General features: G+C 56.6%; 10 protein-coding genes. 8 read left to right on the top strand and 2 right to left on the bottom strand.

The genetic code is table 11. The annotated features are described in order from the left end of the window. Window positions 1-55: 55 nt before the first annotated feature. The 4 genes from gltB (at window position 56) to JAO79_RS14250 (ending at window position 7,838) form a co-directional block, all read left to right on the top strand. Entirely contained in the window at window positions 56-4,504 is a 4,449-nt protein-coding gene (gene gltB / locus JAO79_RS14265) for a glutamate synthase large subunit (RefSeq protein ID WP_199007932.1), read from the top strand. A gap of 75 nt (window positions 4,505-4,579) precedes the next feature. Next, the gene (locus JAO79_RS14260) at window positions 4,580-5,998 is read left to right on the top strand and encodes an FAD-dependent oxidoreductase (RefSeq protein ID WP_199007931.1); all 1,419 of its coding nucleotides are present in this window, start codon (window positions 4,580-4,582) and stop codon (window positions 5,996-5,998) included. Between the two features lie 125 nt (window positions 5,999-6,123). Next, window positions 6,124-7,191: a uroporphyrinogen decarboxylase gene (gene hemE, locus JAO79_RS14255; RefSeq protein WP_199007930.1), complete on the top strand. Its 1,068-nt coding sequence runs from the start codon at window positions 6,124-6,126 to the stop codon at window positions 7,189-7,191. A 278-nt stretch (window positions 7,192-7,469) separates the two neighbouring features. Further along, window positions 7,470-7,838 (top strand): PilZ domain-containing protein, encoded by a 369-nt coding sequence (locus JAO79_RS14250; protein ID WP_199007929.1) that lies wholly within the window; start codon window positions 7,470-7,472, stop codon window positions 7,836-7,838. 269 nt (window positions 7,839-8,107) lie between these two features. Here the strand turns inward: JAO79_RS14250 and radA are convergent, their stop codons facing one another. Next, window positions 8,108-9,487: a DNA repair protein RadA gene (radA, locus tag JAO79_RS14245; protein WP_133006471.1), complete on the bottom strand. Its 1,380-nt coding sequence runs from the start codon at window positions 9,485-9,487 to the stop codon at window positions 8,108-8,110. Beyond that, window positions 9,487-11,148, bottom strand: a complete 1,662-nt coding sequence (ettA, locus tag JAO79_RS14240) for an energy-dependent translational throttle protein EttA (RefSeq protein ID WP_199007928.1) — start codon at window positions 11,146-11,148, stop codon at window positions 9,487-9,489. The genes radA and ettA overlap by 1 nt, the downstream gene beginning before the upstream one ends. A 374-nt stretch (window positions 11,149-11,522) precedes the next feature. On the opposite strand from ettA, the gene glyA reads away from it, so the two are divergent. The 4 genes from glyA to ribBA all read left to right on the top strand — a co-directional run bounded on the left by glyA (window position 11,523) and on the right by ribBA (window position 15,652). After that, window positions 11,523-12,776 (top strand): serine hydroxymethyltransferase, encoded by a 1,254-nt coding sequence (gene glyA / locus JAO79_RS14235; RefSeq protein ID WP_199007927.1) that lies wholly within the window; start codon window positions 11,523-11,525, stop codon window positions 12,774-12,776. A 72-nt stretch (window positions 12,777-12,848) separates the two neighbouring features. Continuing rightward, on the top strand, window positions 12,849-13,358 hold the full coding sequence (gene nrdR / locus JAO79_RS14230) for a transcriptional regulator NrdR (protein ID WP_199007926.1): 510 nt from the start codon (window positions 12,849-12,851) through the stop codon (window positions 13,356-13,358). Window positions 13,359-13,360: 2 nt separating this feature from the next. Further along, complete coding sequence (gene ribD, locus JAO79_RS14225; protein ID WP_199007925.1) at window positions 13,361-14,476, top strand: bifunctional diaminohydroxyphosphoribosylaminopyrimidine deaminase/5-amino-6-(5-phosphoribosylamino)uracil reductase RibD; 1,116 nt, start codon at window positions 13,361-13,363, stop codon at window positions 14,474-14,476. Window positions 14,477-14,536: 60 nt separating this feature from the next. Further along, window positions 14,537-15,652 (top strand): bifunctional 3,4-dihydroxy-2-butanone-4-phosphate synthase/GTP cyclohydrolase II, encoded by a 1,116-nt coding sequence (gene ribBA, locus JAO79_RS14220; protein ID WP_114335884.1) that lies wholly within the window; start codon window positions 14,537-14,539, stop codon window positions 15,650-15,652. Window positions 15,653-15,670: the final 18 nt, after the last annotated feature.

The following is a 15,670-nucleotide window of genomic DNA, read 5'->3' as shown; positions in this document are numbered from 1 at the left end:
ACTACAGTGGTGCAAAACGGGGTGGCGGGAATGCTTTTTACGTGAGAGAACGCTTATGACGACAGGCTTGTATCATCCCGATGAATTCAGGGACAACTGCGGTTTTGGCCTGATAGCCCACATGAAGGGCGAGGTTAGCCATAAGTTGTTGGAAACAGCTATTGAATCACTCACCTGCATGACTCACCGTGGAGGCATCGCTGCCGACGGGAAGACCGGTGATGGTTGTGGTCTGCTGTTGCAGAGCCCCAAGGCCTTCTTGGTTAAAGCTGCTGAAGCAGCGTTTGGTAAAAAACCTGGCGACTTATTTGCAGTTGGCCAGGTTTTTTTAGCCCAAGAGGAAGGTAAAGCGGCCGCCGGTCGCGCTGCAATAGAACAAAGATTGACCGAGCAGGGCCTCGACATCATGGGCTGGCGTGAAGTGCCCGTTGATGACAGTTGTCTGGGGCCGATGGCAAAAGACTGCTTGCCGCGCATCGAACAGGTGTTCGTTGAGCCCGGCGCTAAAACAGAGAAAGAATTTGCGATCAGCTTGTTCCTTGGCCGTCGTTACGCTGAGCGAGACATGGCTGACGATTCCGAGTTCTACATCTGTAGTCTTTCTCATCGCACATTGGCCTATAAAGGCCTGATGATGCCGGCTGATCTGGCCAACTTCTACAAAGATCTGGGTGACCCGGATCTGGAAACCGCAATCTGCGTGTTCCACCAGCGTTTTTCTACCAACACCATGCCCAAATGGCCGTTGGCCCAGCCGTTCCGCTATCTTGCCCACAACGGTGAAATCAACACCGTTGATGGCAACCGGAACTGGGCAATCGCCCGTGCCGCGAAATTCAGTTCGCCGGATTTGCCGGATCTGCAAACCTTGCAGCCGCTGGTCAATCTGGCGGGCTCGGATTCGTCCAGTATGGACAACATGCTGGAAATCCTGCTTGCCGGTGGCGTTGATCTGTTCCGCGCGGTGCGCATGATGATTCCGCCCGCCTGGCAGAACGTGGATACCATGGATTCGGATCTGCGTGCTTTCTATGAGTACAACTCCATGCACATGGAGCCCTGGGATGGCCCTGCCGGTTTGGTTATGTCTGACGGCCGCTACGCACTATGTATGCTCGATCGGAATGGCTTGCGCCCGGCACGTTGGGTGATTACCAAGGATGATTTCATTACCTTGGCTTCGGAAGTGGGTACCTATGATTACGCACCGTCTGACGTTGTGGCCAAAGGTAGGGTTGGTCCTGGGCAGATGCTGGCCATCGATACCGAAACCGGCGAGGTTCTGCATACACCGGATATCGACGACCGTCTGAAAAATGCCCAGCCTTATCGTCGCTGGTTGAAAGAAAACGCGCTGCGAGTGGAGTCCACGCTTTATCAGGAGTCTCCGGAATTCAAATTGATGGAATCCGAAGAGCTGCTCGTTCACCAGAAGATGTTTAACGTTTCTTTCGAAGAGCGTGATCAGGTACTTCGCCCGTTGGCTGAAGGTGCTCAGGAGGCCGTTGGCTCGATGGGCGACGATACGCCTATGGCGGTACTTTCAAGCAAGGTGCGGCACGTAGCGGATTACTTCCGTCAAAAGTTCGCTCAGGTGACCAACCCGCCGATCGATCCGCTGCGTGAAACCATCGTGATGTCGCTCGAGACCTGTCTGGGTGCGGAGCGGAACGTGTTCGAAGAAACCGCTGAGCACGCGGATCGGGTTATTCTGACAACGCCGGTACTGTCGCCAGCCAAGTTCCTTAAGCTGACCAATAATAGGCGTCCTGGCTTTGAAGTCGGACGGGTGGCGTTGAGCTACCGTCCGGAAGAAGGCCTGGAGCAGGCGATTGTTCGTGTATGCGAAGAATCGGCCGCGGCGGTTCGTGACGGCAAGGTACTGTTGATCCTGAGTGATAAGGATTTGGTGGAAGGTGAACTGCCGGTGAATGCCCTGATGGCCACCGCGGCGGTTCATCACCACCTGTCACAGAACGGTCTGCGTTGCGATACCAACCTCATCATCGAGAGTGGATGGGTGCGTGACCCGCATCACTTCGCCGTACTGTTCGGTTTTGGTGCAACTGCGGTCTACCCGTACCTGGCGTATCAGGTGATGAACGATCTGATTCGCACGGGCGAGCTGATGATGGACCCGATCGAAGCCAAGAACAATTACCGTAAGGGCATCAACAAGGGTCTGCTGAAAATCCTGTCCAAAATGGGCATCTCCACTATTGCTTCTTACCGTGGTGCGCAGTTGTTTGAAGCCATTGGTCTGGCTGATAACGTGGTTGATCTCTGCTTTAAGGGCGTTCCGAGCCGTATCCAGGGTGCGGATTTCGGAGACTTCCAGCAAGACCAGGAGCTGCTTGCTTCCGTTGCCTGGAAGCCTCGTAAGCCGCTGTCGCCCGGTGGTGTGCTGAAGTACATTCACGGCCAGGAATACCATGCGTTCAACCCGGACGTGGTGGGTAAACTGCAAGACGCGGTGATCAGTGGTGACTACGGCCATTACCGTGAATACGCAAGCTTGGTGAACGAGCGCCCGGTTGCGACCCTGCGTGACTTGCTGGTGTTCAAAGAGGGCACTAAGTCCATCGATATTGCGGAAGTTGAGCCGGTGGAAAACATCTTCCCGCGCTTCGATTCAGCCGCGATGTCTCTGGGGGCGCTGTCTCCGGAAGCCCACGAGGCGTTGGCTGTGGCCATGAACACCTTGGGTGGTCGATCCAACTCCGGTGAGGGTGGTGAGGACCCGGCCCGTTACGGCACCAACAAGCGCTCGAAGATCAAGCAGGTTGCGTCTGGTCGCTTCGGTGTTACCGCTGAGTACCTGCGAAGCGCAGATGTTATGCAGATTAAAGTGGCTCAGGGTGCCAAGCCGGGCGAAGGTGGTCAGCTGCCCGGTGGCAAGGTGAACGACCTGATTGCTCGCTTGCGTTACTCGGTGCCGGGGGTGACCTTGATTTCACCGCCGCCACACCACGACATCTATTCAATCGAAGATTTGGCTCAGCTGATCTTCGACCTGAAGCAGGTTAACCCCGAGGCGTTGGTTTCAGTGAAGCTGGTGTCCGAGCCGGGTGTCGGTACCATTGCCGCCGGTGTGGCCAAGGCCTACGCCGACCTGATTACGGTTTCCGGTTATGACGGCGGTACAGCAGCCAGCCCGCTGACCTCGATCCGGTATGCCGGCTCCCCGTGGGAGCTGGGTTTGACTGAAACACAGCAAGCGCTGCGTGCCAACGACTTGCGCGGAAAGATTCGCCTGCAAACAGACGGCGGTATTAAAACCGGCTTGGATGTGGTGAAGGCTGCGATTCTGGGTGCGGAAAGCTTCGGTTTTGGTACCACGCCAATGGTGGCTCTGGGTTGTAAGTACCTGCGTATTTGCCACCTGAACAACTGTGCGACCGGTGTCGCCACTCAGAACGACTACCTGCGTGAAGAGCACTTCAAAGGCACCGTCGAGATGGCAATGAACTTCTTCCGCTTTGTTGCGGAAGAGACCCGAGAGTGGATGGCCAAGCTGGGTGTTCGCAGCATCGAAGAGCTGGTTGGTCGTGTTGATCTTCTGGAGCGTCTGCCGGGTAATACCGAGCGCCAGAAGAAGCTCGACCTGACCCGCTTGCTGGAAAACGACCACATCCCGGCCGACAAGCCGCAGACCTGTCAGGTAGAGCGGAACCTGCCGTTCGACCAAGGTAAGTTGGCTGAGCAGATCGTGAAAGACACGGCAGCCGCGTTGAATGAAAAATCCGGTGGCGCCTGGACTTACAAGGTGACCAACTGTGACCGTTCAATCGGTGCCCGTTTGTCTGGTGAAATCGCCGCCCGATACGGCAACAAAGGCATGTCGGACGCTCCGATCACCCTCGACCTGACAGGTACCGCCGGCCAGAGCTTCGGTGTCTGGAACGTGGGTGGCCTGAACATGGTTCTGCATGGCGATGCCAACGATTACGTGGGCAAAGGCATGACCGGCGGTAAGCTGGTGATCAAGCCGCCCCGTGGCAGCGATTTTAAAACCCAGGAAACGTCTATCGTAGGTAACACCTGCCTGTACGGCGCAACTGGCGGTAAATTGTTTGCGGCGGGTACTGCGGGCGAGCGCTTTGCGGTTCGTAACTCTGGCGCTCACGCGGTTGTGGAAGGCGCAGGTGACCACTGCTGTGAATACATGACAGGCGGTTTGGTGACGGTTCTGGGCGAAACAGGCTACAACTTCGGTGCGGGTATGACCGGTGGTTTCGCCTACGTTCTGGACCTCGATAATACGTTTGTCGACAAATACAACCATGAGTTGGTTGAGATTCAGCGTATTGCGCGAGAAGACATGGAAGCCTACCGGAACCACCTGCGCGGTGTGATTCGGGAACACATTTCCGAAACCGGAAGTGCCTGGGCTGAACATCTTCTGGATGATTTCGACGATTACATCAACCGGTTCTGGCTGGTTAAACCGAAGGCCGCAAATTTGCGCAGCCTGCTGGCCAGCACCCGAGCCCGCCCGGAATAAGCTCCGGGAAAACTGTGAGTTGGGCTGCGCCAGATGCGCAGTCCGCGTCGAAATCGAAAGTATGAGAGCAACACTATGAAAGAACGACTTCATAATGACTTCCAGTTCGTCGAAGTAGGGCGGGTTGACCCGAAGAAAGTTCCGGCGAAAAAACGGAAGAAAGAGTTCGGTGAAATTTATCATCCGTTCACCGAAACCCATGCGGCCTCTCAGGCGCATCGTTGCCTGGAGTGCGGTAACCCGTACTGTGAGTGGAAGTGCCCGGTGCACAACTACATTCCGAACTGGCTGAAGCTGGTGTCGGAAGGCAACATCATGAAAGCGGTCGAGTTGTGCCATCAGACCAACTCCCTGCCCGAAGTGTGTGGCCGAGTGTGTCCGCAGGATCGCTTGTGTGAAGGTGCCTGTACCCTGAACGACGGCTTTGGAGCGGTAACCATTGGTTCGGTTGAAAAATACATCACCGACACCGCCTTCGCGTTGGGCTGGAAGCCCGATATGTCCAAAGTGAGCTGGACAGACAAGAAGGTTGCTGTGATTGGTGCAGGTCCGGCAGGTCTTGGTTGCGCGGACGTCTTGGTGCGCAACGGCGTAAAGCCGGTGGTATTTGATATCTATCCGGAAATCGGCGGCCTGCTGACTTTCGGTATTCCTGAGTTCAAGCTCGAGAAGAGCGTGATGGCCCGTCGCCGTCAGGTGTTCGAAGAAATGGGCATGGAATTCCGCCTGAACACCGAAGTAGGTAAAGATGTGTCGCTGAAGAGCATTCTTGACGAGTTCGATGCGGTCTTCATGGGCATGGGCACCTACACCTATATGAAAGGCGGCTTCCCCGGTGAAGATCTGCCGGGTGTCCACGATGCACTTCCGTACCTGATCTCCAACGTGAACCGCCGTTTGGGCTTTGAAAAGAAGCCAGCGGACTTCATCGATATGAAAGGTAAGCGTGTGGTAGTTCTGGGTGGTGGTGACACGGCTATGGACTGCAACCGTACTTCCATTCGTCAGCAGGCGGAAAGCGTAACCTGTGCTTACCGTCGGGACGAAGAGAATATGCCGGGTTCCCGTCGCGAAGTGGCGAACGCCAAAGAAGAAGGCGTGAAGTTCCTCTTTAATCGTCAGCCGGTGGAAATTGTCGGTGACGAAAAAGTGGAAGGCGTTAAAGTGGTCACTACCGAACTGGGGGCGCCTGACGAAAACGGCCGCCGTCGTCCGGAAGTCGTGCCCGGCAGCGAGGAAGTGATTCCGGCCGATGCGGTGCTGGTTGCCTTTGGCTTCCGCCCGAGCCCGGCACCGTGGTTTGAGGAACTCGGTGTGAACACCGACGAGTCCGGCCGCGTAACCGCACCAGAAGACGCGGAGCTGCCGTTCCAGACCAGCAACCCGAAGATCTTCGCCGGCGGCGATATGGTTCGCGGTTCGGATCTGGTGGTCACCGCTATCTGGGAAGGCCGGCAGGCCGCAGAAGGCATTCTTGACTACCTGGATGTCTGAGTAAAATCCTGATCGGTGTCAGAAGGGCGGCTTCCTAGGGGAAAGCCGCCCTTTTTTATTGGCGCAAACGGGGTATCATTGGCTCCCATTGTCTCTGACCCATAAACGATGAGAAGACTGTAACTATGACTGAGTTGAAGAACGATCGCTTCCTGCGCGCCCTGATGCGCCAGCCTGTAGACCGTACCCCGGTTTGGATGATGCGTCAGGCGGGCCGTTACCTGCCGGAGTACCGCGCAACCCGGGCCCAGGCGGGTGACTTCCTCAGTCTGTGCAAAAACACGCCGTTGGCTTGCGAGGTGACGTTGCAGCCGTTGGAGCGTTACCCATTGGATGCGGCGATTTTGTTCTCGGATATTCTGACCATCCCCGATGCGTTGGGGCTTGGTTTGTACTTCGAAACCGGCGAAGGCCCTAAATTCCGGAAAGTAATTCGCACGGAAGCCGATGTAGATGCATTGCCGAACATGAAAGCGGAGTCGGATCTGGACTACGTGATGAATGCGGTATCGACCATTCGCCGCGAGTTGAATGGCCGTGTTCCGTTGATCGGTTTTTCCGGTAGCCCCTGGACGTTGGCCACTTACATGGTAGAAGGCGGTTCGTCCAAAGATTTCCGCGAAACCAAGAAGCTGGCATACGGTCAGCCTGAAGTGATGCATCGTTTGCTGGATCACCTTGCGAATTCTGTGATCGACTACCTGAATGGCCAGATCAAAGCCGGCGCTCAGGCTGTGCAGATTTTTGATACCTGGGGTGGCGTATTGAGCGGTTGGGCCTATGAAGAGTTCTCGCTGCGCTACATGAAGAAGATTGTTGATGGCCTTATTCGCGAAAACGAAGGTCGCCGCGTGCCGGTGATCCTGTTCACCAAGAACGGTGGTCAGTGGCTGGAGTCGATTGCCGACACGGGTTGTGATGCGGTTGGTCTGGACTGGACTACGGATATTGGCAACGCTCGTGCACGAGTGGGTGATCGGGTTGCTCTGCAGGGCAACATGGACCCGACGATGTTGTATGCGCCTAAGCAGCGTATCCGTGAAGAGGTGGAAGACATTCTGTCCCGTTACGGGCAGGGCACCGGGCACATCTTCAACTTGGGCCACGGTATTACGCCTGAGGTGGATCCGGAGCATGCGGGTGCGTTCATTGAGGCGGTTGTTGAGCTGAGTGCCAAGTATCATCAGCAGTAATTGAAGTTTGGAGTTTTTCGTCCGCCAGCTTGCTAGTTCGGCGTTAGTGGCTCGGCGCGACGGCCTCCAAAAAACCGCTACGAGCACATCCATGTGCGCTTCTCTCCGGCCATCCATGGCCTCCGAAATTTTTTGGAGGCCGTCCCGCCAAGCCACGTCTTACTCCGTGGATTTGCCCTCCAAAAAGTCATTTAGTTTTCCGGGTTTTCTTCCGATGGATTCCCTTGTGTGACCGGTCTATAGTCATAGCAGAACCGTTCAAGACTCGGAGACACCCCTTGGCCGTCCAAAATCCCGATAACCGTCGTTTCCATCGCATTAGCTTCGATGCGCCCTGTGAGCTGCATTGGCAGGAGCAGGTGTGGTCAACGGAGGTGTTGGATATATCCCTCAAAGGGGCGCTTGTGGAGCGACCAGAAGGCTGGGGCGTGCCACTCGGTGAGCCCTGTGAGCTTGTTATACAGCTGAACGGCCACGAGGCGGGCATTGTGATGGCGGTGGAGTTAGTGCACGTTGAAGGGCATCGTCTGGGCTTTAAGTGCCAGTACATCGATATCGAAAGTGCGATGCATTTGCGGCGGTTGGTAGAGTTGAATCTGGGCGATCCGGAGTTGTTGGAGCGAGAGCTCGCGCATCTGATTGACTAGCGGGTGCGCGCTGATTGTTTTTTTGAGCGTATATTTCCGAGGCTAGGTTGGTTCGCGCAGGGATCGCTTTCCAAAAATGTCGTAGGCCATGGATGGCCGAAGAGAAGCGCACATGGGTGAGACAAGCGTTTATGAAGCGCAGCTTCATGCGCCGACGAACGACAGCAATCTATGATTGCTGGCCGGACCCGCTTGCGGGGGCTCGTAGCGGTTTTTGGAAAGCGATCCCTGTGCGGGCCTCGCACGAAACTAACAGGCTGGGAGCGAAGTTAAAACTCCTCCAATGCCGAAAGCGCATCCGATAGTTTGGTCACCGGAATGACCTTCATCCCCTCGATAGGCTTACGTGGTGCATTAGCTTTTGGAACCAGTGCCCGGGTGAAGCCATGCTTGGAAGCCTCGTAAATCCGCTCCTGCCCACTGGGCACCGGGCGAATTTCACCGGAAAGGCCAACTTCCCCGAAGATCACCAAGTCCTGCGGCAAAGCCCTGTTACGGAAAGACGAAACAACCGCAGCCAACAGCGCCAAATCCGCGCTGGTCTCAGCTACTTTCACGCCGCCTACCACGTTCACGAACACATCCTGATCCGCCACATGCATACCACCATGACGGTGCAGAACCGCTAACAGCATCGCCAGACGATTCTGATCCAAACCAACTGCAACCCGTCGTGGGTAACTGCCCTGAGCCATATCCACCAATGCCTGAATCTCCACCAGCATCGGCCGCGTGCCTTCCCAGACCACCATCACCACACTACCCGGAGCCGCTTCCTCGCCGCGATTCAGGAAGATGGCGCTGGGGTTCTTCACTTCTTTCAGGCCCTGTTCCAGCATCGCGAAAACGCCCAGTTCGTTCACCGCACCGAATCGGTTCTTGATGCCCCGCAGGGTGCGGTAACGGCTGTCGCTGGAGCCTTCCAGCAAGATCGAACAGTCGATCATGTGTTCCAGCACTTTCGGCCCGGCCAGGCTGCCGTCTTTGGTGACGTGGCCTACCAGAAATAGAATGGTGCCGGTTTGTTTTGCGAAGCGAGTCAGGTATGCGGCGCTTTCGCGCACTTGCGAGACAGAGCCCGGCGCCGATTCGATGTCGGCAACGTGCATAACCTGAATACTGTCCACCACCAGAATGCGTGGTTTTTCCGCTTCGGCCACTTGCATGACCCGCTCCACGCTGGTTTCCGACAGCATTTTCAGATCTTTGGTGGGCAAACCAAGGCGTTTGGCGCGCATGGCGACCTGTTGCAGCGATTCCTCACCCGTTACATACAGAGCAGGGTGCTGAGCAGCCAACTGACACACCGCTTGCAGCAACAAGGTACTTTTGCCTGCGCCCGGGTGGCCGCCCATCAGCACGGCGGAGCCTTCGATCAAGCCGCCACCGAGCACGCGGTCAAACTCCTGCATGCCGGTGCTGATGCGGGCTTGTTCGGCCAGGCTGACCTCGTCTAGGCTTTTAACCTCCGACAAGCTGCCCGCGTAGCCCTCGAAGCGAATGCCTCGAGCGCCTTTGGCGTTGTTGCCGGAGATGCCGCGTACTTCGCTGACGGTATTCCAGGCCTGGCAGGCAGTGCATTGGCCCTGCCATTTGGAGTAATCAGCGCCGCACTCGGTGCAGACGTACGCGGTTTTGGTTTTCGCCATTACGCCAGCTTCTTGTACTTCATGCGCTTGGGCTGCATGGCCGAGTCGCCCTTACGCTTCTTGAAGTCGGCGTCGTATTCCGTGAAGTTGCCATCGAAATACACCACTTCGCCATCGTCTTCGAACGCTAGGATGTGTGTTGCCACACGGTCAAGGAACCAGCGGTCGTGCGAGATCACCAGCGCAGAGCCCGGGAAGTTCAGCAGCGCTTCTTCCAGTGCGCGCAGGGTTTCTACGTCGAGGTCGTTGGTGGGTTCGTCCAGCAGCAAGACGTTGCCGCCCTGTTTCAGCAGCTTGGCGAGGTGCAGGCGGTTACGTTCGCCACCGGACAAGTCGCCAACGCGCTTCTGCTGGTCGGTGCCTTTAAAGTTAAAACGGCCCACGTAGGCGCGGGACGGGGTTTCGTAGTTGCCGACTTTGATGATGTCGTTGCCGTCTGACAGCTCTTCCCAAACGGTTTTGCTGCCATCCAGATCGCGCATCTGATCGACGTAGGCCAGCTCAACGGTTTCACCCACAGTGATCGTGCCAGAGTTTGGCTGATCCATACCGGTGATCATTTTGAACAGGGTGGACTTACCGGCGCCGTTACCACCGATGATGCCCACAATGGCGCCGGGTGGTACGGTCAGTGACACGTCTTCGTACAGCAGGCGGTCGCCGAAGGCTTTGCTGATGCCTTCAATTTCGATCACTTTGTCGCCCAAGCGCGGTCCGGGTGGGATGTACAGCTCGTTGGTTTCGTTACGCTTCTGGAATTCCTGAGAACTCATTTCTTCGAAACGAGCCAAGCGCGCCTTGCTCTTGGACTGGCGGCCTTTGGCATTCGAGCGAACCCATTCCAGCTCTTGCTTAACAGCTTTTTGGTGAGCGGCTTCCTGTTTGGATTCCATCTCCAGACGTTTTTCTTTGTTCTCCAGCCACTGGCTGTAGTTGCCTTCAAACGGAATGCCCTGGCCACGGTCCAGCTCGAGAATCCAGCCCGCTACGTTGTCGAGGAAGTAACGGTCGTGGGTGATGGCTACCACGGTGCCTTCGTAGTCGTGCAGGAAGCGTTCCAGCCAAGCGACGGATTCTGCGTCCAGGTGGTTGGTAGGCTCGTCGAGCAGCAGCATGTCCGGGCCAGACAAGAGCAGGCGGCACAGGGCCACTCGGCGGCGCTCACCACCGGACAGTACTTTTACCTTTTGATCCCAAGCTGGAAGGCGCAGGGCATCGGCTGCGACTTCCATCTTCCGTTCGATGTCGTGGCCGTCGGTGGCCTGGATGATCGCTTCCAGTTCACCCTGTTTCTTGGCCAGTTCGTCAAAGTCGGCGTCTGGTTCGGCGTAGGCGGCGTAAACCTGATCAAGTTCGGCCAAGGCGTTATGAACGTGAGCGACCGACTCGTCTACGATTTCTTTGACGGTCTTCTCTTCGTCCAGCTCCGGCTCCTGAGGCAGGTAACCCACGTTGATGCCAGGCTGGGGGCGTGCTTCGCCGATGTAATCCTGGTCAACGCCGGCCATAATGCGCAGTAGGGTGGATTTACCTGCGCCGTTCAGGCCGAGAACGCCAATTTTGGCGCCCGGGAAGAAGCTAAGAGAAATGTCTTTCAGGATTTCCCGCTTGGGCGGTACCACTTTGCCCACGCGGTTCATGCTGTATACGTACTGGGCCATATCGGCTAAACCCCTTTGAGATCAGGTTCTTGAGTTCCGGATGCGGTGGCGCGGGTTGCGGGGCAGGCCTTCAGGGATACGCTGTGAATACGTCCATGTACGCTCGACAAAATCATCCGTGATTTTGACGATCCCTGAAGGCCTGCCCCGCAACCCTCGATCTGACCGCGTGCTTTTGACCCGGTAAGGTATCTAAAGCGTTCCGTGATAGCAATTGAGTGGAAACCGGGATTGCCGGCGTGTCGGTATCTGCGGACGGTATAAAGGATGATTTTTGACCCGCATTCGAGATAGAATGACGGCCCAATTTTTCAGGGGTTGCGGCTTATCACAAGGGTAGGCCGGACCAGCCATTCAGACAGGGGCAGCACTCCATGTTTAATCGTGATATGAAAATCGCCGGTTTCGATGACGAACTGTTGAACGCCATGCAGGCGGAAGAAAAGCGTCAGGAAGCGCACATCGAACTGATCGCGTCCGAAAACTACACCAGCCCTCGGGTGATGGAAGCTCAGGGCAGTGTGCTGACCAACAAGTATGCCGAAGGTTATCCCGGTAAGCGTTACTATGGTGGTTGCGAGTTTGTGGACGTGGCTGAGCAGCTGGCGATTGATCGCGCCAAAGAACTGTTCGGTGCTGCTTACGCTAACGTACAGCCGCACTCGGGCTCTCAGGCGAACTCCGCCGTATTCATGGCACTGGTTCAGCCGGGCGATACCGTTCTGGGCATGAGTCTGGCCCACGGTGGCCACCTGACCCACGGCGCCAGCGTGAACTTTTCCGGTAAAATCTACAACGCCGTACAGTACGGTCTGAACCCGGAAACTGGCCTGATCGATTACGACGAACTGGAAGCGCTGGCGGTTGAGCACAAGCCAAAGATGATCATTGCCGGTTTCTCTGCCTACTCTCAGGAACTGGACTTTGCCCGTTTCCGCGAGATTGCTGACAAGGTGGGTGCTTACCTGTTCGTGGATATGGCGCACGTTGCGGGCTTGGTTGCTGCAGGCGTATACCCGGACCCGGTTCCTCACGCTCACGTTGTGACGACCACCACGCACAAAACCCTGCGCGGCCCCCGTGGCGGCCTGATTCTGGCCTGTGACGACGAAGCCCTGCAGAAGAAACTGAACTCTGCCGTATTCCCGGGCGGCCAGGGTGGTCCTTTGATGCACGTGATTGCCGCTAAGGCCATCTGCTTCAAAGAGGCCATGAGCGACGAATTCAAAGCCTACCAGCAGCAAGTTGTGAAGAATGCTGTGGCCATGGCCGACGTGTTCATCGAGCGCGGCTACGATGTGATCTCCGGCGGCACCAAGAACCATCTGTTCCTGGTTAGTCTGATCAAGCAGGACATCACCGGTAAAGATGCGGATGCGGCACTGGGCCGTGCTCACATCACAGTGAACAAGAACGCAGTTCCGAACGATCCACGTTCTCCGTTCGTGACGTCTGGTTTGCGTGTGGGTACTCCGGCGGTTACCACTCGTGGCTTCGGTGAGCAGGAGTGTCGTGATCTGGCCTGCTGGATGTGCGACATCCTCGACAACCTTGAAGACGAAGCGACGATCAACCGTGTACGCGAGCAGGTTGAGGCAGTGTGCGCGCGTTTCCCGGTTTACGCTTGATTTGCACTGAGTGAGTCTGCCCGGGTGTCCTTTTGGGGCTTCCCGGGCCCTTTTTTCCGGAGCGCCTGAACTATGCATTGTCCTTTCTGTGGTGAAGCCGATACCAAAGTGATTGATTCGCGTCTGGTGGCCGAGGGCGATCAGGTGCGTCGCCGCAGGGAGTGCTTGTCCTGCCATGAACGGTTTACCACGTTTGAAAGCGCCGAACTGGTGATGCCGCGCGTGGTGAAGCAAGACGGGACCCGGCAACCTTTTGACGAAGAAAAGTTGCGGGCCGGATTGATGAAAGCTCTGGAAAAACGCCCGGTCAGTATTGAGTCGATCGAGGCGGCACTGAACCGAATTAAATATCGGTTGCGAGCGACCGGCGAGCGTGAAGTGAAGTCGATGCAGCTGGGCGAAGAGGTGATGACCGAGCTGCGTCAGCTGGATAAAGTGGCCTACGTTCGCTTTGCCTCGGTTTATCGCAGCTTTCAGGACATTAACGAGTTCAAAGAAGAGATTGAACGTTTGTCCCAAGGCAACGGCGATGCCGCAGATGTGGCGCGTGCGTTGGCTGAAAACCCGACAGGGAAAGGGTAAATATGGTTTCAGACCGCGACAGGGCGATGATGGCCCGGGCTATCCAGTTGGCTTGGCGCGGTCGTTACTCCACGCATCCTAATCCACGTGTAGGATGCGTGATTGCCAGAGGCAACCGTATAGTGGGTGAAGGCTGGCACGAGCGTGCCGGTGAGGCGCATGCCGAAGTGCATGCATTGAGCCAGGCCGGGCAGGAAGCGCGAGGCGCAACGGCCTATGTGACTTTGGAGCCGTGCAGTCATTATGGCCGGACACCGCCATGCGCAAAGGCGTTGATGGAGGCGGGTGTGGCCCAAGTGTTCGTGGCAACGAAAGATCCGAATCCGACGGTTTCTGGCCGGGGGCTGGATATGCTGCGCGACGCTGGCATCAGGGTAACCGAAGGTGTGTTAAGCGAAGAAGCTGCGCGCCTGAACCCGGGCTTTATGAAGCGCATGAATACCGGCCGGCCGTGGGTACGTTTGAAGATGGCGGCTAGCCTGGATGGTCGAACGGCCATGGCATCGGGTGAAAGCCAGTGGATTACCGGCCCCGAGGCGCGCCGGGATGTGCAGCGCCTGCGAGCCATGAGCGATGCCATTCTCACGGGCGTAGGTACGGTGTTGGCCGATGATCCCGCGTTAACGGTGCGCCTCGATGACATGGGCGATTTGGGAGAAGCTGCGGCGCCATCACGCCAGCCGCTGCGAGTGATTGCCGATCGGGATGCACGAACGCCAACGTCAGCCCGCATTCTTCGGGGCGGCAATGTTCAGGTGTTCTGCGCCAGTTCCACTCGGCCAACGGCACCCGCACAGGACTTGGCCGCGCTGGGTGTGAGTATTGCCGGTGTGGCCTGGAGAGATAACGGGGTGGACGTGGTCGAACTACTGGACGCCCTCGGAGAGAAAGGCATAAACGAATTGCTGGTAGAGGCCGGGCCAACGTTGGCGGGTACCTTTATCAACGAGAATTTAGTGGATGAGCTTTGGTTGTACCAGGCCCCGGTGTTTTTAGGGAGTACAGGGCGGCCAACGGCTCATCTACCCATAGAAGTTATGGCAGACAAAGTGCAATGGAAGGTGCTGGACCGCCGTCAGGTGGGTGAAGATCAACGATTGATCCTCGCTCGCAGTTAATCATTCAATTCATTCCTCCGGGTTGTTGCGAACAGCCGGGGTGACAGGGTGCAGAAGCGTATGGCACTGAACAGCATTGAAGACATCATCGAAGATATTCGACAGGGAAAGATGGTCATCCTGATGGATGACGAAGACCGCGAAAACGAGGGTGATCTGGTGATGGCTGCAGAACATTGCACGCCGGAAGCGATCAACTTCATGGCGCGTTTTGGCCGTGGCCTTATTTGTATGCCAATGACCCGGCAGCGTTGCGAGCAGCTAGGCTTGCCGTTGATGGTTCAGCAGAATGCGTCTGGTTTTGGCACCAAGTTCACCTTGTCGATTGAAGCCCGTGAAGGCGTAACCACAGGTATTTCCGCAGCGGATCGTGCCCGTACCGTTCAAGCCGCCGTGGCGCGCGATGCGAAAGCATCGGATCTGGTTCAGCCGGGGCATATTTTCCCGCTGATGTCTGATCCCGGTGGTGTTTTGAGCCGGGCTGGCCATACCGAAGCGTCTTGTGATCTGGCATCGCTGGCGGGCTGTGAACCCGCCGGTGTGATTTGCGAAATCATGAACGATGACGGCTCGATGGCCCGTCGTGAAGATCTCGAGAAGTTTGCGGAAGAGCACGATCTGAAGATCGGCACCATTGCCGATCTGATCCACTACCGCACCATGAACGAGAAAACCGTGGAGTGCGTGGAAGAGAATGATCTGGACACCGAATACGGTGTCTTCAAGTTGCGCACTTACCGGGACAACATTCAGGGTTCAACCCACCTTGCGATGGTGATGGGTGACATCAGCTCTGAAGAGCCGGTTCACGTTCGAGTTCATATCACGGACACCCTGCGTGACTTGTTGGGCGCGCGCCGCAAGGATTCCCGAAGCTGGCCATTGCACCATGCGTTGGAGAAGGTCGCCAACGAAGGCAAAGGCGTGGTCGTGCTTTTGAACAGCGCAGAAGACAGCCGTAACCTGGAAGATCGCATGCAGGAGTTTTTTGACGAGGGCCGTGGGTCTTCGGGCAAGGGCAGCTCCGGTGTGTACTTTACCGTCGGTACGGGTTCTCAGATACTGCGTGATATTGGTGTTGGCAAAATGCGTTTGCTGAGCCCGCCCGTAAAATTCTCGGCTATCTCCGGTTTCGACCTGGAAGTTGTGGAATACGTACCTTACACCCCCGAATGATAAATCTGGCAGCAGCCG

The sequence above is a fragment of the Marinobacter litoralis genome (genome assembly GCF_016427555.1).
GTDB classification, from domain to species: Bacteria; Pseudomonadota; Gammaproteobacteria; order Pseudomonadales; family Oleiphilaceae; genus Marinobacter; species Marinobacter litoralis_A.
Note: the sequence above shows the minus strand (reverse complement) of the source record. Positions and strands in the feature narration are given on the sequence as shown.

What these genes read in the sequence shown, in the direction of transcription:
- gltB (WP_199007932.1), top strand. Translation starts at nt 56, where the DNA reads ATGACGACAGGCTTGTATCATCCCGATGAATTCAGGGACAACTGCGGT.
- JAO79_RS14260 (WP_199007931.1), top strand. Translation starts at nt 4,580, where the DNA reads ATGAAAGAACGACTTCATAATGACTTCCAGTTCGTCGAAGTAGGGCGG.
- hemE (WP_199007930.1), top strand. Translation starts at nt 6,124, where the DNA reads ATGACTGAGTTGAAGAACGATCGCTTCCTGCGCGCCCTGATGCGCCAG.
- radA (WP_133006471.1), bottom strand. Translation starts at nt 9,487, where the DNA reads ATGGCGAAAACCAAAACCGCGTACGTCTGCACCGAGTGCGGCGCTGAT.
- ettA (WP_199007928.1), bottom strand. Translation starts at nt 11,148, where the DNA reads ATGGCCCAGTACGTATACAGCATGAACCGCGTGGGCAAAGTGGTACCG.
- glyA (WP_199007927.1), top strand. Translation starts at nt 11,523, where the DNA reads ATGTTTAATCGTGATATGAAAATCGCCGGTTTCGATGACGAACTGTTG.
- nrdR (WP_199007926.1), top strand. Translation starts at nt 12,849, where the DNA reads ATGCATTGTCCTTTCTGTGGTGAAGCCGATACCAAAGTGATTGATTCG.
- ribD (WP_199007925.1), top strand. Translation starts at nt 13,361, where the DNA reads ATGGTTTCAGACCGCGACAGGGCGATGATGGCCCGGGCTATCCAGTTG.
- ribBA (WP_114335884.1), top strand. Translation starts at nt 14,537, where the DNA reads ATGGCACTGAACAGCATTGAAGACATCATCGAAGATATTCGACAGGGA.